The following is a 22,692-nucleotide window of genomic DNA, read 5'->3' on the forward strand; positions in this document are numbered from 1 at the left end:
CAACGATTTACCCGTGCTTTTCTAAAGACTAAACTTTTATCAAACTCACGTTAAAGCAGAAAATACAATTTGGGTGGAACGCTTGGAAACACACGTCCGTCCGCACTTCTTAGATGGCACAGCATACAAAGGTTCACTCCTTAAAAAACGAGAAGCCCTCGCGCAGTGGATGACAGATAAATCAAACCCGTATTTCAGTCAAACAATCGTGAATCGCATCTGGAAGCACTTTATGGGTCGAGCGTTTGTCGAACCGGTCGATGGATTCGGAGAAGAAAATCCACCGACTCATCCTGAACTCTTGAAGTGGCTCGCAAAGGATTTCGTCATTCATGGTCACGACTTACAACATTTGATGCGGACCCTCCTGAATTCAGAGACGTATCAACGCACATCGCAAACCAATGAGAGTAACAAAGACGATCAACACTACTACTCCCATGCCTACGTGAAACCCTTAAGTGCTGAACAGTTTTTCTATTCTCTGCTGCAAGCCACCGGTTTCGAAAGGCTTCAACAGATCAGGATGGAAGGTATTAAAAAGGAAGGTGGCGAAGGTAGAAAGGGGATGCTGCGTAGACTTGAAGAGCGGAAACGTGAGCATCTCAAAAAATTCCTTTTTCTCCTCGATAATGGAGAGATGGAGGAAATTGAGGCGTTCAATGGGACGATCCCACAAGCACTTATGATGATTAATGGGGATCTGGTGAATGACAGTGCGAATCATGAAGAATACGGGAGTTTTGTGAATTATGTATTAGGAAAATGGCGCGAACCGATGGAACGGATGGAATATATTTATCTTAATGTCTTATCTCGGTTCCCAACGTCTAAAGAGAAAACCTTTTTTAGACGTTATTTAGAGCGGAGTCTTTATCGAAACAAGGACTTGGCTTACGAGGATCTGTATTGGGTGTTACTCAACTCAGCCGAGTTTTCGCTGAATCATTAGTTTGCATAGCCTAACAGTCCATACTACAGAAGAGCACATACCAGACGCACAGGCTAACAGCCTATGCTACAAGGAATACGAGTTAGATGCGTCAAGATGAGCTTCAATCCTTTTACCGTCGTAATTTGCCTCATATACAGACCCCTGGGGCAACACTCTTTGTGACATTCCAGCTTGCAGGATCCATACCACAACATGTATTAGCACAATGGAAAACGGAAAAATTACAATTTGATAGAGAAAAATCAAGACTTCTCAGGTTGCAAAATGATTCTAGGTCCGCGTCAACGCAACATAGACTTGTTGAAGAAAAGAATAAACGCTTGGAATGGAGGCGACAATGGTTCCGAAAATTTGAAAAAACTTTGGACGGAGCGGAAAGTGGACCTGTATGGCTCAAAGATGATCGGATCGCTAAAGAAATAGCGGAAAGTCTGCATTACCGAGATGGAAAGGTGTATTGCCTGGATGCCTATTGCATTATGTCAAATCATGTCCATGTTGTATTTACACCGCTCGCGAGGCAACCTTCCAGAACAGACATCGTTAATTCGGAAGAAAATACAGCACAAACGAGAAATCTGTGCTACAATACACTTTCCGTTATTATGCAGTCCCTTAAAGGGTATACGGCTCGCAAAGCTAATCAGCTATTAGGACGAAGTGGTGCATTCTGGCAGCCGGAAAGTTACGATCACATTGTGCGGGATGCAAGCGAATGGCAACGGATTATTACCTATGTTCTCAATAATCCCGTAAAGGCGGGTTTAGTGGATACATGGAAAAAATGGCGGTGGAGTTATTGCCGATGTAGCATAGGCTGTTAGCCTGTGTCATTGTCGCATAATCTGTTGTAGCATAGGCTGTTAGCCTGTACCTGTCTGCCTCCGTGTCGTATAACCTGTTCAGGTGTGCAACTTATAGTAGAAACTGTTTTTTTAGGGCGGAGAATTGAAATGGAAATCAAATTAGGGAAAATAAAGGTTGCCCCCCAAGATATCGCGTTATGCGACCCTGAGGAGCCCTTTGAGTGTGCGATTGCATGTGCATTGCATCGCTATGGTTATGTTGATCCAATCGTTAGCTTTAGATTTATAGAAATCCACGAGAACGAAACAGAATATTTTTGTAGCCAAGCTATAGCCGATTGGCAATTGGACCTCATGGAAGGCGACCCTGTCGATCCAATTACGCTGATATTTGATGAGGAGAATGAAAGCGTCTATCTTGAAAGCGAATGCCAACAGCAGTGAAGGGTAGACGGGTTTGATAAAGGACATTGTAGCATAGGCTGTTAGTCTGTGCATCTGAATCGTCCAAACTTTGGTAGGGAAGAAGGAATCGTATGAAAAGGGAAAAAAGAATGGCAGTAGATCCAACTACAGGAGAAAAATATGAAATAGAACTACCAAATTCTGAAGCAGTCAAACAGGAAATTCTTAAACTGGATTATCCAACTCACGGAATCACTAAAAAAGAAGCGACAGAAAAACTAGCAGAGAAATTTGGATTGTCCGATGAGCAAAAAGCAGCAAAGACGAAGAGAGGTGAGCGATATCTCGGATTTTTTCATTATGAGGTAGTTGGTCGCGAATTTGAAAGACTGTTAAGAGAGGAAAAATTGAAACAACCAGAAGGAAGAGGGAAAGCTTATGTTCTCTCTGGCGATATACCTCCACCACCCCCTTCTGATGGAGATATTGAAGAGATTTACCAAAAGATTAGAGAAAAAGTAGCTGAAGACTTACTTCAGCAAATTAAAGCAAATTCACCTGCTTTTTTTGAAAACCTCGTTATTGATCTTCTTGTTAAAATGGGCTATGGAGGTTCAAGAGAAGATGCCGAAACCGTCGGACGTAGTGGTGATGGTGGTATAGACGGTATTATTAATCAAGATAGACTTGGGCTTGATGTAGTCTATGTTCAGGCAAAACGATGGGAAAGCAATGTAGGTTCACCTCAAATTGCCAGTTTTGCAGGGGCATTGGCAGGAAAAGGAGCAAACAAGGGGATTTTCATCACAACATCAGATTTTACCAAGGATGCCAAAGCGTATGACGCTGCGGGTTTCAAAATTATTCTTATTGATGGTAAACGACTTGCCCAACTGATGATTGATCACAACGTAGGGGTTTCTACAATGAAAACTTATGAAATCAAGCGAGTCGATTCCGATTATTTTATTGAGGACGTTGGGTAATATTATATATGCACAGCCTAACAGGCTATGCTACAAAAGAAGACACCACGGAAGCACAAGCTGACAGTTTTCTATATTACAATTGCACAGCCTAACAGGCTATGCTACAGAAGAAGGTACAAGAAACGCATAGGCTAACGGTTTCCTATGCTATAGGGAAATACAACCAAAAGGAGAATTTTATTATGAACAGCCATAACCTGTTCATCACTATTTGTATATTTACGTTTGGCATTGCTACGCTTGCGATGTCACAGACCTATTTTGAAGATAATTTCGATGACCCGAAAGAATCTGAAAATAAATGGGTCGCCCTTTTCGGGGAATGGGAGCTCAAGGACGATGAATACCATCAGCTCCAAAATTCCCCTAACTGTATGAGTGTCGTCGCTGATGAATTTTGGGAGGACGACTGGAACGAGTACACCTTTGAGGTCCGAGGGAGCAAAACCAGCGGTGCCGAAGGCTTCCTGATTATGTTTCGGTGCCAAGGATTGATGCAAGCACGCGGACAGGCACTTGAGGATCATCCACCACGTATGGAGAAACTCAAGCCCTCGTTGGAGTACTGGTGGAACCTCGGTGGCTGGGGAAACACACGCTCACAGGTGGAATCGTGGGGAGGTAAAGGTGGTGCTAATAGCAATCATACTATCGATGACAAAGATTGGTATAACATCAAGATTGTCAACACACCCGATAGTTACACGCTCTTCCTCAACGATGAAGAGGTCGCAGAGGTGGCAGATGATACGGAAGGCGGTGTCGGACGCATCGGTTTAGCAACGTGGAGCACGGTTGCAAAGTATGACGATGTCGTGGTTTACGGACCTGATGGTCCCTCGTTACCCGTTGATGCCAAAAGCAAACTCGCGACGACGTGGGCACATCTTAAATCCGTTTTTTAATTAATTGCTCCTGGACTGCGCTCCACTACGTTACGCGCAGGTTTCTGGTGGAATCCACACGGATCGGGTTCACTGAAACCCTCTCGGAGTTAACCAGAGTCCGGCGTAATGAAATGGAGCAGTGTCCAGAGGACCTCAAGTAAAAAAACAACAATAAATGCTAAACTATTTTCTACCCCCGCACATCGAATTTGGTGACGGGGCAATCCAGAATTTAGGCGAACATGTCAAGGCGTTTGATGGGAAAAAACCGTTCTTAGTGAGCGATGCTGGTGTTATCAATGCGGGTATCCTTGCGAAAGCGACAGATGCTTTGGAAGCAAGCGGTTTGTCTTACGCTACGTATTCGGAGATCGAACCGAACCCGACGGACATTAGCGTTACACAAGGTGTAGATGTTTACAAAGCTGAGACGTGTGACGTCGTCATCGCTGTCGGCGGCGGAAGTGTAATGGATGCTGCCAAAGCCATTCGTCTCTTGACGACCCACACACCCCCTTTGGAACCCTATTACGCAGATGTGGGTGGGATCGAGCAAATCCGAGGCGATATGCCACCGCTAATATGCGTACCGACAACTGCTGGCACAGGCAGTGAGGTGTCCCAAGGCTCCATCATTACGGATACGTCCCTACAGACAACCGATCGATGGCGGAAGCGTGCAATCGTTACGCCTTTCAACATGTCAAACATCGCACTCCTTGATCCGGGAATAACCCTCGGCATGCCACCTGCGCTTACTGCCGCGACGGGTATGGATGCCATCACACACGGTATTGAGGCGTATGTAGCCACGAAATACCACCCTATTGCTGAGGGTGTTGCATTACAGGCACTCAGAATGCTGAGCGCGAACATCCAACAGGTTTATCACAAGGGTGAAGATGTAACCGCACGTGGGGAAATGCTTCTCGGATCCTGCATGGCAGCATTCTCGTTCCAGAAGGGACTCGGTGCGGTCCATTCGCTGGCACACCAACTCTCTACAGATGCCCCCATACCTCATGGTGTCGCGAACGCCATTCTCCTTCCGCCTGTCATGGAATTCAACTTTTCGCATGCGAGCGAGAAATATGCGGAAATCGCGCGTGCCTTAGGTATAGACACAAGTAACATGGATATTGACGAAGCCGGACATGCTGCGATCGATAAAATTAGAGCCTACAACACGGTGTTGAATATGCCTACAGGACTCGGAGAAGCCGGTTTGGATCGGGGAAAAATTCCGAAACTCGGCGCGGATGCGATGCTTGATCACTGCCATAAATTCAATCCGAGGGTGTGTAGGGAGGAGGATATGGTGGATTTGTTTGAGGCGGCGTTCTAAGGAATATCAATAGGCACAATCCAGCCCTTCGTCAGTGCTGGTTTATAAGCGTTATCGCGCAAGTAATCCGACGTTTGCCATAAACAGAGATGCTTACCATCCGGCATCCAAACGACCGAGGTCAACTTCATCGGCGTGCGAGCAATGGGAAATTTCTTACCACTCTCAAGATCATAAACCCAGACCTTCCAACGTATGCCCGCACAGTCCTCACGTTCCATATACGCTAACTGCTTACCCGTTGGCGACCACGCAGGTGATGTGTGTTTCAAAATCTGGCTCTGTGTGAAAGTGGCCACCGTCTCCGATAAGTGTAGCTGCTTATCGATCAGTTGTCCGGGACGGTTACTACCGGATAAGACATAAGCCAAATGCGTGCTATCCGCCGACCAGTCCAGTTGATGGACCTGTTGATGCTGTGTCAGGATCTCTTTTATACGTTGCCCTTCTATGTCTTGGATGCGGATACCAACATATTTTGCGTTGTTTACGCCGAAAGCAACACGGGTGCCATCGGGTGCCCAAGAGGGTGCGGACAGATAGGTATAGGTCCGCTGTCGACGTTCAATCGGGACGCGGGCAATAGCACTCAAACCGCTACTATCGCTGTTGATTCGGTAAATGATGTCTAATCCCCCAGATTGAGAAAAGTCGCGTCTTCTGAATACCAAACGGTTAGAGGTCGGTGAGAACGCAGGTCCATCTCCACGGACCAACTGTTTGATCCGTCCGAATTTCCAATCGACGGTATAAATAAAGCGTTCACCGTTTTCGTCAACCTCAAATGCAACAAGCCTACTGTCAAGCGACCAAGAGAGATACGGGTTGTAAAAGTTTCCGGTGTAGAACTTCCGTGCCCGTTCTCCCTTCCGATCCATAATCCACAGTTCATTTGCACGCCAGTATCTGCCCCCCAAATCCTCTCTTTTTAAAAATGCGATGAACTCCCCATCCGGACTCCAGCGTGGAAACTCGGCACCTTCAATCAATTGCACCCTATACGGATCTGTAATTGCGTTATCTCCCGGACGACAGAAAGTCGTATTGAACAGGATACTGTCTATCTCTTTGAACTCACCAAAGGCGAACTTATTCATCCACCCTCGGACACCGTTCGGCAGTTCGACCTCATACCATCCAGCCGAAACTTGCAGAATCGGCAAACGCACGCTGTCGTTGAGTTGTAACAACACGGCTGTTCCTTCTTTCGCTGTATAAACCGGTGCCGCGTCGTGTGTTACAACACCTTGCCGTCGAGTCTCCTGTTCATGGACGTTCTCTGTTGCGTTTGTAAAGGCGTAGACACTGCCATCACCAGATGCAGCGTAGAGAATACCATCAGAAATTGCGGGGGCAGCGTCCACAAAACTACCGAGTTGATACGTCCACGTTTCAGACTTGGATACCGCATCAAACGCGTGGAGTTTTCCATTACGAGCACCGATATAGACGACACCATTCGCTGTCACAGGATAACTCTCACTACCATTTGTCTGACCTCGCCACAAATCCGCGTTGTGTTCTGGAAAGATAGGACGGAACACCCCCTTCGCACATCCGTATTCGATACCCTGGATGCGAACTGTGCGTTCACGCATTGCTTCGAGCGTACCGGCCCTGGCGTTGAGGAGATAGATTTTAGAAGGAAACGCACCCACATAAACCTTGTTGTCCGAAACGATCGGCGGCGCGTCCATCCAACTTTTCGATTTGAACTCCCACAGCTTTTCACCCGTTTTTGCGTCCAAGGCGTAAACTTTGTTGTTCCTCGCGCTAAAGTAGACCCGATTCCCCAATACTGTCGCGGAATAGCGGATGGCATCCCCGGCATCAAAGACCCACCGGATACCCCACTGCTTCGCGTCCAATGCGTACAATTTACCGTCAGTCGATCCGATATATAAAATGCCGTTTGCAATTACGGGTGACGCGTGGAGTGGTCCACCGGTTTTGAATTTCCACAGCAGTTCCAGCGGCGGCGTAATGCTTTTGTCGGGACTCACCCCAGAAAAACCTACATCGTGCATGAAGGTATGCCAATCTTCAGCACGAGGCGGCGCGAGCGGTTCTGTTGCTTCAGGAGCGGCTGACTGTTGGACCGTCGGCTGCTGGGGCTGCTCTTTCTGTTGCGAATCACATCCCCACACAAGCAGTAACACGAGCACAATCCAGTATTTCTGCTGCCACAATCGCTTCATAATATACACAAACAAATGCCTTTCTACAAAATTCTGATGCATATCAGTTTAGCACGAACCTGAATACAATGCAACTGAAATGTTAGCAATCTTTTTCTTGATAAACGCCGTAAAAGGTATTAATTGGAAAACGAAATCCCCTTAAAAAATCACGAAAAATTTGAATTTGTGGCAAATCTGTGTTAAAATTTAACTTCTACAGGTAAGATACCATCTCATACTTTAATTGCAATCGGTAAACTTTGATGAATACATTAGAATCTAAATTAGGTGAAGTCGATCCACAGATCGTTGAAATCGCCGCTAAAGACTTAACACGCCAGCAAGACGCTCTCATGCTGATCCCGTCCGAGAATTATGCAAGCCGCGCCGTCATGGAAGCACAGAGCAGCATCCTCGCAAATAAATACGCTGAGGGTTACCCCGGTGAGCGTTACTATAACGGATGCCAATTTATGGACGATGTTGAATCACTCGCCATTGAACGCGCGAAAGCACTCTTCGGTGCCGAGCACATCAACGTCCAGCCGCACGCCGGTTCCCAAGCGAACATGGCAGTCTATCATGCTTTGCTGGAACCAGGCGACACGATTCTGGGTATGTCTCTCAGTCAAGGTGGACATCTCACGCATGGTGCCGGCGTCAATTTCTCGGGCACCCTTTACAATATCGTTGCTTATGGTGTTGACGCCGATACCGAGCGGATCGACATGGCAGAAATCGCACGTCTTGCCAAAGCGCACCGTCCGAAACTTATTGTCGTCGGTGCAACGGCTTATCCTCGGCACTTCGACTTTGCGGCGTGGCGGCAGGTCGCTGATTCCGTAGGTGCCTACCTGCTGGCAGATATAGCCCATATCGCCGGACTTATTGCGGGTGGTGTCCATCCGGATCCTGTTCCCTACAGTGATGTGATTACGACAACAACTCATAAGACCTTAAGGGGACCTCGCGGTGCGATGATTATGTGTAAAGCCGAATATGCAGACAAGATTGACCGGGCTGTGTTTCCGGGCTTACAAGGGGGTCCCTTCCTGCATACAATCGCTGCCAGAGCTGTTGCCTTCAAAGAAGCAAGCGAACCTGCCTTTAAGACATATCAGGCACAGATCGTTAAAAATGCTAAGGCACTCGCGGCACGGTTAATTGAAAACGGGTTCCGATTGGTGAGCGGTGGCACCGACAATCATCTGATGCTGATAGACCTTACTTCCAAATATGAGAAGCTTAGTGGACGGCAAGCCGCCGATCATTTGGAAGATGCCGGAATTATTGTGAATAAAAACACGATTCCTTACGACAAAAGGAAACCGAGAACCACGAGCGGTCTCCGTCTCGGGACACCGATGCTTACAACACGCGGTATGAAAGAGGATGAGATGGTTCTCGTCGCCGATTTCATCGCAGAAACGCTCGAAAATAGGCAGAAAGCCTCTATCAAACGGCAAATCCGAGGGAAAGTCAAGGCACTCTGCGCGCAATTCCCAATTTACGAATACCTAAAATAGTTGCCAGTTATCAGTAAACTATGAACTACAAAGCGGCACTCGCCTATATTGAAGGGTTTATTGACTATGAAAGGAGTCCTGATTTTTCACGGCAGGCACGGCTTTACAATTTAGACAGGATTTCCCTATTGCTGGCGCTGCTCGGCAATCCACACGATAGACTGCGGGTTGTCCATATCGCAGGGAGCAAAGGGAAAGGTTCCACTGCCGCACTCATAGCCTCAGTGCTTACGCATGCAGGCTACAAAACGGGTTTGTTTACATCTCCACATCTCATTACACCGCGGGAACGGTGTCGTATTGATGGGGTCCTCATCTCAGAAGCAGACGTTGCTTTCTATATTGAGAAACTCAAGCCTGCAATTGAGACTGTTTCTGCCTCTGCGTTCGGACGTGTCTCATTTTTTGAAATATATACTGCGCTTGCTTTTTCCTATTTCGCTGATAGCGGAACAGACTTTGCTGTTATCGAAGTCGGTTTAGGTGGTAGACTCGATGCAACGAACGTTGTTACGCCAGTCGCGACCGTTATTACACCGATCGGTTTAGAGCACACTGCAATATTGGGAGAAAGTTATGCTGAGATAGCAAGAGAGAAAGCCGAAATCATTAAACAGGAATGCCCGTTGGCACTTGCCCTGCAACACCCAGAAGCGCGAGCGGTATTTGAGGAAGTGGCAAACAAGCGTAAGGCACGGATTGTTGAACCCGAAGTCCTTGATGCGGTGTGTAAGCCGCGCCTTCAAAAAGCAGAACAAGATTCGTGCGTATCAGTCTCGCGTCTCATTCAAAATGCCGAGGGTTTACCGATAGCACAGGAATTTGACGTGGAAACGGATTTGGAGCGTTATCCGCAGCTTCGTATCCCGCTCCTTGGACACCATCAGTTTATAAATGCAACAACTGCTGTCGCAGCGATTGAGTGCCTAAAACAGGAAGGATACAAAGTTCCGAAAGTTAGTGTGTATGCCGGATTTAAGGACGTGGCGTGGCCAGGCCGGATTCAACGAATCAGGTCTTCGCCAATTGTTGTCGTTGATGGTGCGCATTCTCCCGCCTCAATGGAGGCACTTTGCCGCACGCTCCGTCAGAGTTTTCGTTACAATCGGGTGACCTTTATCGTTAGTTTGATGAAAGACAAAAATCTTATAGCAATTGGCACTGTTGTCTCACAGATGGCAGACGTCGTGATTGCCACACAAATTTCCGACAATCCGCGCGTGATGTCTGCTGAAGCGTTACAGAATTCTTGGGAGAATGTGTGCGAAAATATTACGGCGTGTCCAACGCTGGAAGCAGCAATCACAAAGGCTGTATCCGACACATCACCGACAGATTTAATCTGCGTTACAGGTTCGCTCTATCTCGTCGGTCAGGCACTTGAAATATTCGGACCTATTTCATCGAACCACAAGGAAAATTAAAAAAATTGGAATTCCGCTTTCTTAGCGAAAGATCGTAAGCCCGTAATGAAATGGAGGGCGACTCTACGGAAAGGAACTTCAATGCTCAAACCCATTTCATCGAATCGCAAGGAAAATTAAAAAAATGCGTGATATCGCTTACCAGCGACGGTGGCTAAATTGGAAGACATTTCTGACATCCCTGCCCATTCTAAATTTAGCCACCGTGGCTTTTGCCCAAACAGATGCCGCACCGAGTGTACCGCCGGTGTGGTGGATTGCCCCAATTGGTGCACTCATCGCCTTAGGTTTTGCCTACCACTTCTACCGCGCTGTGATGAAACAGGACGAGGGGAACGAAAGGATGCGCGACATCGCACAATCCGTGCGTGAAGGCGCCATGGCGTATCTCAGGCAACAATACAAAGTGGTGGGCATCGTTTTTGCTATACTCTGTCTCATCTTTATATTCATGGCTTTTGTCCTTAATGCCCAAAATAAAGTCGTACCCTTTGCCTTTCTCACGGGTGGCTTTTTCTCAGGCCTCTGCGGTTTCCTCGGCATGAAGACCGCAACTAACGCTTCTGCCCGCACGACAAGTGCCGCCATGGAGGGACTCAATGCAGGATTAAAGGTCTCATTCCGTGCGGGTGCAGTCATGGGATTAATAGTTGTTGGATTTGCCCTTCTTGATATCACTGGATGGTTCCTTATCCTCTATTACCTATTCCCCAAGATATTGCCCGGATTCTTAGAAGTAAACCCACTCCCACAGATTACTGTGATTATGCTGAGTTTCGGCATGGGTGCCTCAACGCAGGCACTCTTCGCCCGTGTTGGGGGTGGTATCTATACCAAAGCAGCGGATGTTGGCGCGGATCTGGTCGGAAAAGTTGAAACAGGACTTGCAGAAGACGACCCGCGGAACCCTGCGGCCATCGCAGATAACGTCGGTGATAACGTCGGCGATGTCGCAGGCATGGGGGCAGACCTTTACGAATCCTATGCAGGTTCCATCTTAGCGACAGCCGCCCTTGGGGTCGCTGCTGTTGCTGCCAAAGATCACAGTGACATTGCCCTCCAGCTGAAATATCTCTCAGCCCCCATGATTATTGCGGGCATCGGCGTAATTCTTTCCATTTTAGGTATCTACATGGTGCGGACGAAAGAAGGCGCGACGATGAAACAGTTGATGGGTTCTCTGAACTTGGGCATCAACGGAAGTGCCGTCGGCATCGCGGTTGTTTCACTTCCCGTCCTCATCTATTTGGGGCTTCCGAACATGTGGCAGATTTGGGGTGCAATTATCGCTGGGCTTGTAGCAGGTTTGATTATCGGGAAAGTCACCGAGATCTTTACCTCCCACGACTATTCACCGACCCGTGCCATTGCGAAACAGGCACAAACCGGACCTGCGACTGTAATTATTGAAGGTATTGCTGTCGGTATGGAATCAACAGCAATTCCGGTGGTAACCATTGTCGCCGCAGTCGCTGTTAGTTATTACCTCCCCGGTGGGGCAGCCGAACCGCTGATGGGGTTATACGGGGTCGGCATTGCCGCTGTTGGTATGCTGGCGACGCTCGGAATCACGCTCGCCACAGACGCTTATGGACCCATCGCAGACAACGCTGGCGGAAACGCCGAAATGGCTGAACTTGATAAAAGTGTCCGAGAACGCACCGATCAATTAGATGCCCTCGGCAACACAACAGCTGCAACCGGCAAAGGATTTGCCATCGGATCCGCAGCACTGACAGCACTCGCACTCTTGGCTGCCTACTTGGAAGAAATTCGATACGGATTAATCCACTTAGCACATAAGGACACACTCGTCATACCCGGTGAGGGCAGTGTTGATACACTCAAGGTTTCGGTCAGTCAATTTATGGATTACTACGATGTTACCCTGATGAACCCGCAAGTCCTCATCGGATTGTTCATCGGTGCGGTGATGGCGTTCTATTTCTGTGCCTTGACGATGAAAGCGGTTGGACGTGCCGCCGGCGCTATGGTAGAAGAGGTCCGCCGTCAATTTCGTGAGAAACCGGGTATCATGAAAGGCGAAGAAAAACCGGATTACGCGCGATGTGTCGAAATCTCGACGGTGGGTGCGCAACGAGAGATGATCTTTCCATCACTCATCGCTATTGTTGTCCCTGTCGCAGTCGGTTTGGTTTTTGATGTTGCGGGTGTATTAGGGTTGCTGGCAGGAGGCTTAGCGACCGGTTTTGTTCTCGCAATTATGATGGCAAACGCTGGCGGCGCGTGGGATAACGCCAAGAAGTTTATCGAAGAAGGCAAACACAAAGACGAATACGGTGAAAAAGGCTCAGAACCGCACAAAGCCACTGTTGTTGGTGATACCGTTGGGGATCCGTTCAAAGATACCTCTGGTCCCTCGCTTAACATTTTGATTAAGCTGATGTCTATGGTATCTGTCGTGTTCGCTGGTCTCATCGCGAAATATGGTGGCGTATTTAGCAGTTGGTTGGGTATATAGGGAAATAGTCAAAGTGCGAGGGCGTTCTGAGCATCGCTCCACGATAGTATCCAGCAAGGTCAGAAAATCTTTCAGTACCTAAAGCGGGTTGGAATTAACCAAAACCACTGCGTAATGAAATGGAGCAGTGCCCAGATTCAATAAATTAAAATCCTTTTGTAGGAGAACAGAGAAAAATGTCCAATACGTTGAAACCCCGAAGTTATGCGATTACTGACGGACCTGATCGCGCCGCCGCACGCACGATGCTCATGTTCGGCGATGGTGGATTATCCCCAGAAGATCTTGATAAACCGATTATCGGGGTTGCTAATACTTGGATCGAAATAGGTCCTTGTAACTTTCATCTGAGACGGCTCGCAGCCAAAGTCAAAGAAGGGATCCGCGAGGCGGGTGGAACACCCCTTGAATTCAATACTGTCAGTATCTCCGACGGTATTACTATGGGCACCGAGGGCATGAAAACCTCGCTTATCAGTCGGGAAATCATCGCCGACTCGATTGAGTTAGTGTCCATCGGTAACATGTTTGATGCTGTTGTTGCACTCTGTGGATGCGATAAGACCGTCCCCGGCACTGTCATGGCACTCGCACGGTTAGATATTCCGTCGCTCACACTTTACGGCGGATCGATCATGCCGGGCAAATTTCAGGGCCGTGATGTCACCATCCAAGATGTGTTCGAAGCCGTCGGGCAGCATGCTGAGGGTACAATAACCGTCGAAGAACTGGACGATCTGATTAGTAAAGGGTGTCCAGGTCCCGGTGCATGCGGAGGTCAATTTACCGCCAACACTATGGCAACAGCCGTTGAAATGTTAGGCATTGCTCCGCTGGGAAGCGGAAGTGTCCCTGCCGTCGCGGCGGACAAGGATCAAGAGGCATACAGAACCGGACAACTCGTTATGGACATGCTTGCCGCTGACCGGAGACCGAGTCAAATTATCACCCGCAAGTCGCTTGAGAATGCGATTACGTCTGTCGCCGCGACCGGTGGTTCCACCAACGGTGTCCTTCACCTGCTTGCTATCGCGCACGAGGCACAGATTCCGTTGACGCTTGAGGATTTTCACGCCATTAGTCAAAAGACGCCTGTATTGGCGGATCTGAAGCCGGGTGGACAATTCGTCGCGACCGATCTCTATGAGGCAGGTGGCATTCCGTTCTTGGCGAAGCGTTTGGCAGAGGCAGGCTTGCTCCACACCGATGAACTCACCGTCACAGGCAAATCCATCGGAGAAGAGGCAACTGCGGCGACCGAAACCGAGGGACAGCAGGTGGTCAGACCTGTCAATGCCCCCCTCAAACCGACGGGTGGGTTTGCCATTTTGAGGGGTAACCTCGCGCCAGATGGGTGTGTTATCAAGTTAGCCGGTCAGGATAAAACGCTCCATCGGGGTCCCGCCCGTATTTTTGATCGTGAAGAAGATACTTTTGCCGCTATCAAAGGTGGACAGATTCAGCCCGGGGATGTAGTGGTTATCCGTTACGAAGGACCCACAGGTGGTCCCGGTATGCGTGAGATGTTAGGTGTAACGGCAGCCATTGTCGGGGCAGGCTTGAGTGAAGATGTCGCTCTTTTAACCGACGGCAGGTTCTCTGGTGCGACACACGGGTTCATGATCTGTCATGTCGCCCCTGAAGCCGCAAGAGGTGGTCCCATCGCTATCCTCCAAGAGGGAGACGAAATCGTGATTGATGCTAAGGAACGACGACTCGATGTTAATCTCTCCGACACTGAAATCCAAGAGCGTTTTGAGCAGTGGACACCGCCTGAGCCGCGCTATGCTCGCGGGGTGATGGCGAAGTATGCCAATTCGGTTTCTTCTGCTTCCGAAGGTGCTGTGACGGGATAGAAACAGATTTATTTTATCTCTGCAAGGGCAGGTCTCTACACCTGCTCTTTTCTCTTTTATAGGACTCGATCCCCTGTCCGTTTCGCCTGAAAAAATGTTGTAAAATCTCCCCATATCTGTTAGAATATTTCCATGAATAAACAAAAACCCATTATCCTCAACCAAGCGGAACTTGACTGGGAAACTTGGGACGACCCAGACCTCGCTGCCAAGAGTCCAGTCCGTTGGAAAATTCTTATATCGGGTGAACGCGGACCCAGTAGCCAACTCTCTACCGGAATAGCAGAAATGACACCGGGTACCCTTCTCCCACTTCATCACCATGCCCCAGCGGAGACATACTACGTCATCAGCGGTCAGGGGTATGTAACAGTAGGCGATCAAGAGGCATCACTCAGTCCCGGTGCATCTGTCTTCATACCCGCTAATGCGAAGCATTCGCTCCGCTGCACGGGCACCGAGAACTTGGTTTTCCTATTCACCTTCGCAGCAGATCGGTTCGACGAAATTGTCTACCATTTCGATGCGTAACCTCCAGTTGGCAGGCAGTTTCGGAACTCCACTAAGGTAAATTATTGAGAGGTTAACGTTAAAAATGACAGATCCTAAACTTATCATCTCTAATGCAGATGCCAGTCTGATGGACATCGGTAATGGCATCGCCCGGCTTGAACTGCATAGCAAGTTGAACATCATAGGGGACGGAATGCTGGAGATGTTTGATGCTGCGTTGGATGAGGTAGAAACCAATTGGACAGGTATGATTGTCGCCACAGAAGCGAAGAATTTTTCGGTGGGACTCAACCTTATTCTCCTGTTGGAGCGCGCCAAGAGCAAAAATTGGGACGCTATTTCGGCAACACTCCGAAAACTACAAGCCGTCTGCACACGGCTTCGGACGGCATCAAAGCCGGTGGTGGCAGCGACAGCTGGTATGGCACTCGGTGGGGGATGCGAACTCGCATTCGGTGCTGATGCGGTGCAAGCCTTCACTGGGAGTCACCTCGGTCTCGTTGAACTCCGCGTGGGCCTAATTCCGGGTGGTGGTGGCACGAAAGAGATGGCATTTCGATGTCTGGCAGGGCAGTCTCCGACCACACCGATTCAGAATTTAGTTCCTCATGTGAATAGGACTTTTGATACGCTTCGTGAATCAAAGGTTTCACAGAACGCTGCGGATGCGGTGGAACTCGGCTACCTTCGTGGTACTGATGCCGTTTCATTAGATCAAGAGGCGCATTTTGAGGATGCCAAGCAACTTGTGATCTCATTGCACAAGGCAGATTATCGTCCACCTGATCCTCCGCAGATACTTGTACTTGGCGAAGAGGGAATCGCTCGCCTCAATCTACAAACACATCTCCTTCGGCAAGCGGGTACTATCGACGACTATACACAGTATCTTGCCAATAAATTGGCTTATGTCCTCTGTGGCGGCAACCTTTCAGTTCCACAATTCGTCACCGAACAATACCTGCTCGACTTGGAGCATGAAGTATTTCTCAGTCTTTGTGGACAGGAGGAAACCCATTCAAGAATAGAAGCGACGCTCCAGAGAGGTAAAAAGTAATGGCAACGACACCAGACGTGGTTATCGTATCTGCAGCACGAACAGCCGTAGGCAGAGCGGGGAGAGGGACACTCAAAAACACACGTCCAGATGAACTCGCTGCGGCTGCCCTTCGCGGTGTGATCGAGAGACTTCCACAGTTTGATCCCAATGCCGTAGACGATGTCATCATCGGATGTGCCACACATGAGGGACCGCAGGGGTACAACGTTGCCCGTATCGCCAGTTTACGCGCTGGCTTTCCGGTTTCCGTTCCGGCACTGACAATCAACCGATTCTGTGCATCGGGTTTAGAAACAATAGCGATGGGAGCGGAGCAGATTCTATCCGGGCGTGCCGAAGTCGTCGTTGCTGGGGGTGTGGAGAGTATGAGCCAAGTGCCCTTTGGGGTCAATCTTTCGCCGAACCCTGCACTCATAGAACACGCCCCTGATGCCTACCTCAGCATGGGATTGACTGCCGAAAACTTGGCGCGAAAGTATGATATATCTCGCGGCGCACAAGACGCTTATGCATACCAGAGCCATCACAAGGCGATCGCAGCGATTGATGCAGGTAAATTCAAAGAAGAGATTGTGCCACTGACAATAGAAGAGACGCACTTCGACTCGAAAAATACGTCCGACACTATCTGTTCTCTGTTTGATACGGATGAAGGCCCGCGCCGAGATACGTCTCCAGAAGCATTGACATCTCTGAAACCTGTTTTTCATGTAGATGGAACTGTGACAGCTGGTAATGCCTCTCAGATGAGCGATGGTGGTGCTGCTGTTGTTTTGATGTCCGAAGCGCGAGCAGAAACTGAAGGTTACACCCCCTTAGCCCATTTCGTCAGTTACGCGACAGCAGGTGTCTCTCCTGAAATCATGGGGATCGGACCGGTTCCTGCAATCCCAAAAGCCCTCGCGACTGCCGGATTAACTTTAGCCGATATAGATGTCATAGAGTTAAATGAAGCGTTTGCGGTGCAAGCCCTCGCTGTGATCCAAGAGGCGGAATTAACACCCGAAAAGGTGAACGTCAATGGTGGCGCAGTTGCCCTGGGACATCCCCTCGGTTGCACAGGTACCAAACTCACCGTCAGTTTGATTAACGAAATGCGGCGGCAAAATCACCGATATGGCATGGTAACGATGTGTGTCGGTGGAGGTATGGGTGCTGCTGGCATTTTTAGTCTTGCCTCGAGTAAGGAATAGTTATACCATTTCTAAGAGATTATATCGCATTGACAGATCGCCTCAAAGACTGCACAGGAGACTAACGGTTTCCTATGCTACAAAGATCTCGTTTATTGAAGCATTTTCAATCAGAAATGGTATTAGTTGTCGGTATCAGGATCGTTAGTTTTCAGTTACAAGAGATGTTTGAATTATCAGAACCCTCTTTCACTGACAATTGAACGGATCCCCGATTCCAGTCGCGAATTGACCAGAAATCTGCCTGAAACGAAGTGGAAGGCAGCCCAGGAGTAATTAATTAAAAAATGCAAACGCATGTCTATCTCTCCATAGCAGGAGAAAACAGAATCGCCATTTACACACTGGAGGTCTCCAGCGGCGACATTGAATTTCAGGAAAATATCGCTGTTAGCGGTTCTCCTGGTCCGTTAGCACGCTCACGCTGCGGTAACTATCTCTATGCTGGGCTGCGATCCAGCCGAGAAATCGCAAGTTTCCGTATCGATGAAAAGACCAAACATCTCACCCACCTACGAACAGTCCAACTGGATGCGGATACGTGTTATATTGCGACAGACAAAACTGGGAATTTCCTGCTTTCCGCCTATTACGGTGCTGGCAAGGTTACTGTGCATACCATCGGCAACGATAAGACCGTCCAAGGTGACCCCCTTCAAACCATCGAGACGGATATACACGCCCACTGCATCGAAACAGATGCCTCAAATCGGTTTGCGTTTGTGCCGCATACCGTGCCTCGAAATGCGATCTATCAGTTTCAATTCGATGAGAAAGCAGGCACCCTCACAGAAAATCCGGTGGGAAACCTCAATCCGGGTGCCCCAATCGGGCCACGGCACTTCTGCTTTCACCCGAACAAACCGATCCTTTATTTTTCAAACGAACAAGGGTCGAGCGTCTCCGCATACACCCTTGAAGAAGGAGAACACCCAGGAATCTTGATGGATTTACAGGAAGATTTGTCTACACTCCCCGCGGATTTTGATGGAGATAATACCTGTGCTCAGATACACATCGATCCACAGGGAACATTTCTCTATGTTTCCAATCGAGGGCATGACAGTATCGCAGAATTCGCAATCGACGAAGAGAGCGGGAAACTCAGTGTTGTCGGACATCGGTTAACCGAACCGACGCCGCGTGTTTTCAACATTGACGCAACCGGCACCCTTCTCTTTGTTGGTGGCCAAGGATCAGGTAAACTCGCTACCTACCGCATCCATCGAGAGAGTGGAGCGTTGGCACCACTTGGCAATTATACAGTCGGGGAAAGCCCGATGTGGGTGCTTTTTGTATAGAGAGAGGAAAATGGCACGACGCGGAATTTTTATTACATTTGAAGGTATAGAAGGGGCGGGTAAGACGACACAATCACAACGCTTGGCAACCGCGCTGGGACCGGATGTCGTACTCACCCGTGAACCCGGTGGCACCCACATTTCGGAACGGATACGCGACATCTTTCTAACCTCAGACGATATAACACCCATGACAGAACTGCTTCTCATTGCCGCCGCACGCACACAACACATAGATGAACGGATACGCCCAGCGTTAGACGCAAACCGCACTGTCATCTGTGATAGGTTTATTGATGCCACTGTGGCGTATCAAGGTTATCGCGGCGGCATTGACCTTTCGTTCATTCACCAATTAAATCACATCGCCACGGGTGGGTTGACACCTGATATCACCTTTATCCTCGACCTGTCCCCAGAAATCGGACTCTCGCGCCAACAGCACAGTGGAGCACATCGCGACCGTCTGGACAAAGAATCGTTGGAATCTCACCGAAAGGTTCGTGAGGGATACCTATCCGTCGCGAACGCGAACCCCCATCGCATCAAACTGATAGACGCTACACAGTCGCCAGATGCTATTCACGCCGAAGTCTTAGCCGAATATCAAGACTACGCATGGTAGGTGAGGTCTACGAACCGCACCTGTTCATATCGCAGAAATTAAAGGAGTCTGCCTGTCAGTATAGGAGCGATCTCTAAATCACGCCAGCTTTTCTTGTCTTGGAGGAAAAAGTGCAGAATCCGATTATTGGACACCAACAAATTATTGATCAACTTCAGCACACTGTAGCATCGGGACGAATTGCGGGTGCCTATCTTTTCGTGGGTCCAGCGGGAGTCGGTAAGGAGACGGTCGCTCACTATTTCGCGCAATTAATCTTTTGTCAACAAGAAACACAGCCTCCGACGGTGTGCGGCACATGCCTCGCCTGTCGAAAGGTAGATTCGGGGAATCATCCTGACCTACAATTCATTCGACCTGAGGGCAGCCTGTTGAAAATAGGACAGATTCGAGAGTTGCAAAGGCAGGTTATCTACGAGCCCCTCGAAGCAAGTCGGAAAATCTACATTTTGACAGACGTGGATCGGATGAACCCAGAAGCTGAAAACTGCTTACTCAAGACACTGGAAGAACCTCCCGCGGCATCCGTTTTAATTTTACTGACGTCAAACGTCCAAGCATTGCTGCCGACGACACGTTCCCGATGCCAAATTCTCCAGTTTCGTCCGATGCCCACACAAGAATTAGCAGAAATCTTAGTGGATAAGTTTTCAGTAGTGCCAAAGCAAGCAACAGCACTCGCAATTGCAGCGGGTGGATCCGTTGGCAAAGCACTCACGCAGCTTGAAAACGGTGATCCACTCACCGAAAAAGTACCGGAAATCCTCAGAGAGACGGATCGATTAGCCGCCTTCAGACTTGCCGAAGACTTTAAAAATAACCCTGAAACTTTAGGTGAGTTAGTCACCTGGTATAGAGATCTACTCTTCCTACAACAAGGCGCGCCCAGGGAATTCATAACGCACATTTATTCTGTTGAGGAACTCCGAACCATTGTTCCCTATTATTCCCGCCTACGTATACAACAAGCCATCCAAACCATTTTTGACACCAAATCCCTTCTTGAAAATACAAACACAAACGCGACTTTGGCTTTAGAGGTAATGTGTTTAAAACTACTCAAATGACGTTTTAGCGTAAAAGGTTTGTATCAGTTCACAGCGCGAACTTTTAGTTTGTGTGGCATGCCATCACATCCCCTATTTGAACAATGCCCTTGACAACCCGGCTGGCTTATGGTATACTTTTCGACAAAAAACAGGAGTCCCAAAAAGGAAATACAATGAGCGCATTTTACATCACCACACCTATCTACTACGTCAATGACGAACCGCATGCTGGACACGGTTATAGTACCATTGTCGCAGATACTTTGGCGCGCTACCATCGCCTCAAAGGTAATGAGGTGTTCTTTTTGACCGGTGTTGATGAACACGGCGCAAAGATACATAAAGCCGCTGAAAAGGCAGGACTTACCCCACAAGATTATTGCGATAAAATAGCACCTACATTTATCAAATTTTGGAAACGGCTGAATATCTCGCACGACATCTTCATGCGGACAACAAGCGATATGCACAAGCGCGGGGCGCAGAAATTCCTCACCGCTCTCTACGCCAATGGGGATGTCTACAAAGGGACTTATAAAGGATACTACTGCCTTCACTGCGAGCGGTTTATTCCAGAAAAAGAATTGACAGCCGAAAAGATCTGCCCGATTCATAAATTGCCCCTGGAGTGGCTTGAGGAAGATAACTATTTCTTTAGACTCTCCAAGTATCAAGATCGCTTACTTGCCCATTTCCGCGAGAATCCAGACTTTGTCTACCCCGCAGCTCGGCGTAATGAACTCCTGAGCGTCCTCGATTCCGGATTGGAAGATATAAGTATATCTCGTTCCTCCGTCTCGTGGGGCATTTCTTTACCGTTCGATCCTGAGCATATCGTCTATGTCTGGATTGAAGCGTTGATGAATTATATGACGGCACTCGGTTATGAAACCGATAGTGAGCAGTATCGCACTTTTTGGCCCGCTGACATCCACATGATGGGGAAGGACATCACCCGCTTCCATGCGCTGATCTGGCCCGCAATGTTGATGGCTGTTGATTTACCACTGCCCAAGCAGATCATCGCACACGGTTTTTTGACAAAAGATGGCGAAGCGTTGAGTAAAACGCGAGGTATTTTCGTTGATCTGGATGCAGACATAGCAAAATACGGATTGGATGCGTTCCGTTATTACCTCCTACGCGAATTCAGTTTCGGAAACGATGGCGATTACCGTCCTGCTCGTTTGCACGCCCGCTACACTGCAGATCTCGCGAATGATCTGGGTAACCTCCTCAATCGTGTTCTCGGTTTAGTGAACAAAAACTTTGAAGGAATTCCCGCACCGACAACACCCGGTGAATTTGATGATGAAATCACAGCGATGGCGCAGACAACAGTGAATACATTAGAGGAACACATAAAAGCGTTTGCGTTTGACGCGGCATTGGAAACCATCTGGGAATTTGTCCGGCGTATCAATCGGTATGTTCAACAAACGCAGGTCTGGACACTTGCGAGGTCCGCTGAGACGAAACCGAGAATGGGCACGATCCTCTACAATAGTTTAGAGGCACTGCGATTCATCTCTGTCCTGATCTCACCTTTTGTTCCAGACACGGCTGAGAAGATTCAGAAACAGATCGGTTTATCGGAATTTGATACCGTCGCAGTGTGGGGACGCTTACCTGTAGGGCTGACAGTCAGTAGAGGGGAACCCATTTTCCCGCGTGTCGATGTGAAAAAACAGAAACAGCCCCAGCGAAAAGAAACGGCACCCCCCAAACAGAAGAAGACGAAGGAAACCCCAAGTCTCATTTCCTTCGCTGATTTCCAAAAATTGGATCTACGGGTGGCGCGTATCCTCAGTGCCGAACCGATTGAGGGGGCTGACCGACTTCTCAAACTGCAGGTAGACCTCGGCACTGAAAAACGACAACTGGTCGCTGGAATTGCCGAGCACTATAAACCTGAAGCCCTGGTAGGTAAACAGGTGATCGTCGTCGCGAATTTAGAACCCGCGACAATTCGCGGTGTTGAATCACACGGCATGATTCTCGCGGGGAGCGGTGACGCTGTCGTTTTGGCAACCCTTGACACAGAAATGCCCCTCGGCACACAAGTCAGGTAGTCGTTACAGTGGAGGGGATTTCTG

The 22,692-nt window shown here is 48.7% G+C and carries 18 protein-coding genes; 17 read left to right on the forward strand and 1 reads right to left on the reverse strand.

Annotated features, from left to right (window positions below):
• The first annotated feature begins 67 nt into the window (after nucleotides 1–67).
• The 6 genes from F4X88_11105 to F4X88_11130 all read left to right on the forward strand — a co-directional run bounded on the left by F4X88_11105 (nucleotide 68) and on the right by F4X88_11130 (nucleotide 5,387).
• Nucleotides 68–952, forward strand: a complete 885-nt coding sequence (locus tag F4X88_11105; GenBank protein ID MYA56836.1) for a DUF1553 domain-containing protein — start codon at nucleotides 68–70, stop codon at nucleotides 950–952.
• 86 nt (nucleotides 953–1,038) lie between these two features.
• Entirely contained in the window at nucleotides 1,039–1,779 is a 741-nt protein-coding gene (locus tag F4X88_11110; GenBank protein MYA56837.1) for a hypothetical protein, read from the forward strand.
• 129 nt (nucleotides 1,780–1,908) lie between these two features.
• Entirely contained in the window at nucleotides 1,909–2,205 is a 297-nt protein-coding gene (locus F4X88_11115) for a hypothetical protein (GenBank protein ID MYA56838.1), read from the forward strand.
• Nucleotides 2,206–2,297: 92 nt separating this feature from the next.
• Nucleotides 2,298–3,152, forward strand: coding sequence for a restriction endonuclease (locus F4X88_11120; GenBank protein ID MYA56839.1), 855 nt, complete (start codon nucleotides 2,298–2,300; stop codon nucleotides 3,150–3,152).
• A 185-nt stretch (nucleotides 3,153–3,337) separates the two neighbouring features.
• On the forward strand, nucleotides 3,338–4,060 hold the full coding sequence (locus tag F4X88_11125; protein MYA56840.1) for a hypothetical protein: 723 nt from the start codon (nucleotides 3,338–3,340) through the stop codon (nucleotides 4,058–4,060).
• Nucleotides 4,061–4,217: 157 nt separating this feature from the next.
• Entirely contained in the window at nucleotides 4,218–5,387 is a 1,170-nt protein-coding gene (locus F4X88_11130; GenBank protein ID MYA56841.1) for an iron-containing alcohol dehydrogenase, read from the forward strand.
• Here F4X88_11130 and F4X88_11135 read toward each other — a convergent pair.
• Entirely contained in the window at nucleotides 5,384–7,627 is a 2,244-nt protein-coding gene (locus F4X88_11135) for a PQQ-binding-like beta-propeller repeat protein (protein MYA56842.1), read from the reverse strand. The genes F4X88_11130 and F4X88_11135 overlap by 4 nt on opposite strands.
• Nucleotides 7,628–7,830: 203 nt before the next feature.
• Between F4X88_11135 and F4X88_11140 the strand changes: the two genes are divergently transcribed.
• The 11 genes from F4X88_11140 to metG all read left to right on the forward strand — a co-directional run bounded on the left by F4X88_11140 (nucleotide 7,831) and on the right by metG (nucleotide 22,668).
• Entirely contained in the window at nucleotides 7,831–9,093 is a 1,263-nt protein-coding gene (locus F4X88_11140; protein ID MYA56843.1) for a serine hydroxymethyltransferase, read from the forward strand.
• Nucleotides 9,094–9,113: 20 nt separating this feature from the next.
• Nucleotides 9,114–10,517: a bifunctional folylpolyglutamate synthase/dihydrofolate synthase gene (locus tag F4X88_11145; GenBank protein ID MYA56844.1), complete on the forward strand. Its 1,404-nt coding sequence runs from the start codon at nucleotides 9,114–9,116 to the stop codon at nucleotides 10,515–10,517.
• 124 nt (nucleotides 10,518–10,641) lie between these two features.
• Nucleotides 10,642–12,999 (forward strand): sodium-translocating pyrophosphatase, encoded by a 2,358-nt coding sequence (locus tag F4X88_11150; protein MYA56845.1) that lies wholly within the window; start codon nucleotides 10,642–10,644, stop codon nucleotides 12,997–12,999.
• Between the two features lie 176 nt (nucleotides 13,000–13,175).
• On the forward strand, nucleotides 13,176–14,855 hold the full coding sequence (gene ilvD / locus F4X88_11155; GenBank protein MYA56846.1) for a dihydroxy-acid dehydratase: 1,680 nt from the start codon (nucleotides 13,176–13,178) through the stop codon (nucleotides 14,853–14,855).
• A gap of 132 nt (nucleotides 14,856–14,987) precedes the next feature.
• Nucleotides 14,988–15,386: a cupin domain-containing protein gene (locus F4X88_11160; protein MYA56847.1), complete on the forward strand. Its 399-nt coding sequence runs from the start codon at nucleotides 14,988–14,990 to the stop codon at nucleotides 15,384–15,386.
• Nucleotides 15,387–15,450: 64 nt separating this feature from the next.
• Nucleotides 15,451–16,425 carry an enoyl-CoA hydratase/isomerase family protein gene (locus F4X88_11165; protein MYA56848.1) on the forward strand — a complete coding sequence of 325 codons (975 nt, stop codon included), beginning with the start codon at nucleotides 15,451–15,453 and terminating at the stop codon, nucleotides 16,423–16,425.
• Nucleotides 16,425–17,621: a thiolase family protein gene (locus F4X88_11170; GenBank protein MYA56849.1), complete on the forward strand. Its 1,197-nt coding sequence runs from the start codon at nucleotides 16,425–16,427 to the stop codon at nucleotides 17,619–17,621. The genes F4X88_11165 and F4X88_11170 overlap by 1 nt, the downstream gene beginning before the upstream one ends.
• 287 nt (nucleotides 17,622–17,908) lie before the next feature.
• Complete coding sequence (locus F4X88_11175) at nucleotides 17,909–18,922, forward strand: lactonase family protein (GenBank protein MYA56850.1); 1,014 nt, start codon at nucleotides 17,909–17,911, stop codon at nucleotides 18,920–18,922.
• 10 nt (nucleotides 18,923–18,932) lie between these two features.
• Nucleotides 18,933–19,547: a dTMP kinase gene (locus tag F4X88_11180; GenBank protein ID MYA56851.1), complete on the forward strand. Its 615-nt coding sequence runs from the start codon at nucleotides 18,933–18,935 to the stop codon at nucleotides 19,545–19,547.
• Nucleotides 19,548–19,624: 77 nt separating this feature from the next.
• Nucleotides 19,625–20,614 (forward strand): DNA polymerase III subunit delta', encoded by a 990-nt coding sequence (holB, locus tag F4X88_11185; protein ID MYA56852.1) that lies wholly within the window; start codon nucleotides 19,625–19,627, stop codon nucleotides 20,612–20,614.
• A gap of 83 nt (nucleotides 20,615–20,697) precedes the next feature.
• Complete coding sequence (gene metG / locus F4X88_11190; GenBank protein MYA56853.1) at nucleotides 20,698–22,668, forward strand: methionine--tRNA ligase; 1,971 nt, start codon at nucleotides 20,698–20,700, stop codon at nucleotides 22,666–22,668.
• Nucleotides 22,669–22,692 lie beyond the last annotated feature (24 nt).

The sequence above is a fragment of the Candidatus Poribacteria bacterium genome (assembly GCA_009839745.1).
GTDB lineage: Bacteria > Poribacteria > WGA-4E > WGA-4E > WGA-3G > WGA-3G.

Bases quoted from the DNA above. Each gene is read 5' to 3' on its own strand.
- F4X88_11110 (MYA56837.1), top strand. From the start codon at position 1,039: ATGCGTCAAGATGAGCTTCAATCCTTTTACCGTCGTAATTTGCCTCAT.
- F4X88_11115 (MYA56838.1), top strand. From the start codon at position 1,909: ATGGAAATCAAATTAGGGAAAATAAAGGTTGCCCCCCAAGATATCGCG.
- F4X88_11120 (MYA56839.1), top strand. From the start codon at position 2,298: ATGAAAAGGGAAAAAAGAATGGCAGTAGATCCAACTACAGGAGAAAAA.
- F4X88_11125 (MYA56840.1), top strand. From the start codon at position 3,338: ATGAACAGCCATAACCTGTTCATCACTATTTGTATATTTACGTTTGGC.
- F4X88_11130 (MYA56841.1), top strand. From the start codon at position 4,218: ATGCTAAACTATTTTCTACCCCCGCACATCGAATTTGGTGACGGGGCA.
- F4X88_11135 (MYA56842.1), bottom strand. From the start codon at position 7,627: ATGCATCAGAATTTTGTAGAAAGGCATTTGTTTGTGTATATTATGAAG.
- F4X88_11140 (MYA56843.1), top strand. From the start codon at position 7,831: ATGAATACATTAGAATCTAAATTAGGTGAAGTCGATCCACAGATCGTT.
- F4X88_11145 (MYA56844.1), top strand. From the start codon at position 9,114: ATGAACTACAAAGCGGCACTCGCCTATATTGAAGGGTTTATTGACTAT.
- F4X88_11150 (MYA56845.1), top strand. From the start codon at position 10,642: ATGCGTGATATCGCTTACCAGCGACGGTGGCTAAATTGGAAGACATTT.
- ilvD (MYA56846.1), top strand. From the start codon at position 13,176: ATGTCCAATACGTTGAAACCCCGAAGTTATGCGATTACTGACGGACCT.
- F4X88_11160 (MYA56847.1), top strand. From the start codon at position 14,988: ATGAATAAACAAAAACCCATTATCCTCAACCAAGCGGAACTTGACTGG.
- F4X88_11165 (MYA56848.1), top strand. From the start codon at position 15,451: ATGACAGATCCTAAACTTATCATCTCTAATGCAGATGCCAGTCTGATG.
- F4X88_11170 (MYA56849.1), top strand. From the start codon at position 16,425: ATGGCAACGACACCAGACGTGGTTATCGTATCTGCAGCACGAACAGCC.
- F4X88_11175 (MYA56850.1), top strand. From the start codon at position 17,909: ATGCAAACGCATGTCTATCTCTCCATAGCAGGAGAAAACAGAATCGCC.
- F4X88_11180 (MYA56851.1), top strand. From the start codon at position 18,933: ATGGCACGACGCGGAATTTTTATTACATTTGAAGGTATAGAAGGGGCG.
- metG (MYA56853.1), top strand. From the start codon at position 20,698: ATGCCCTTGACAACCCGGCTGGCTTATGGTATACTTTTCGACAAAAAA.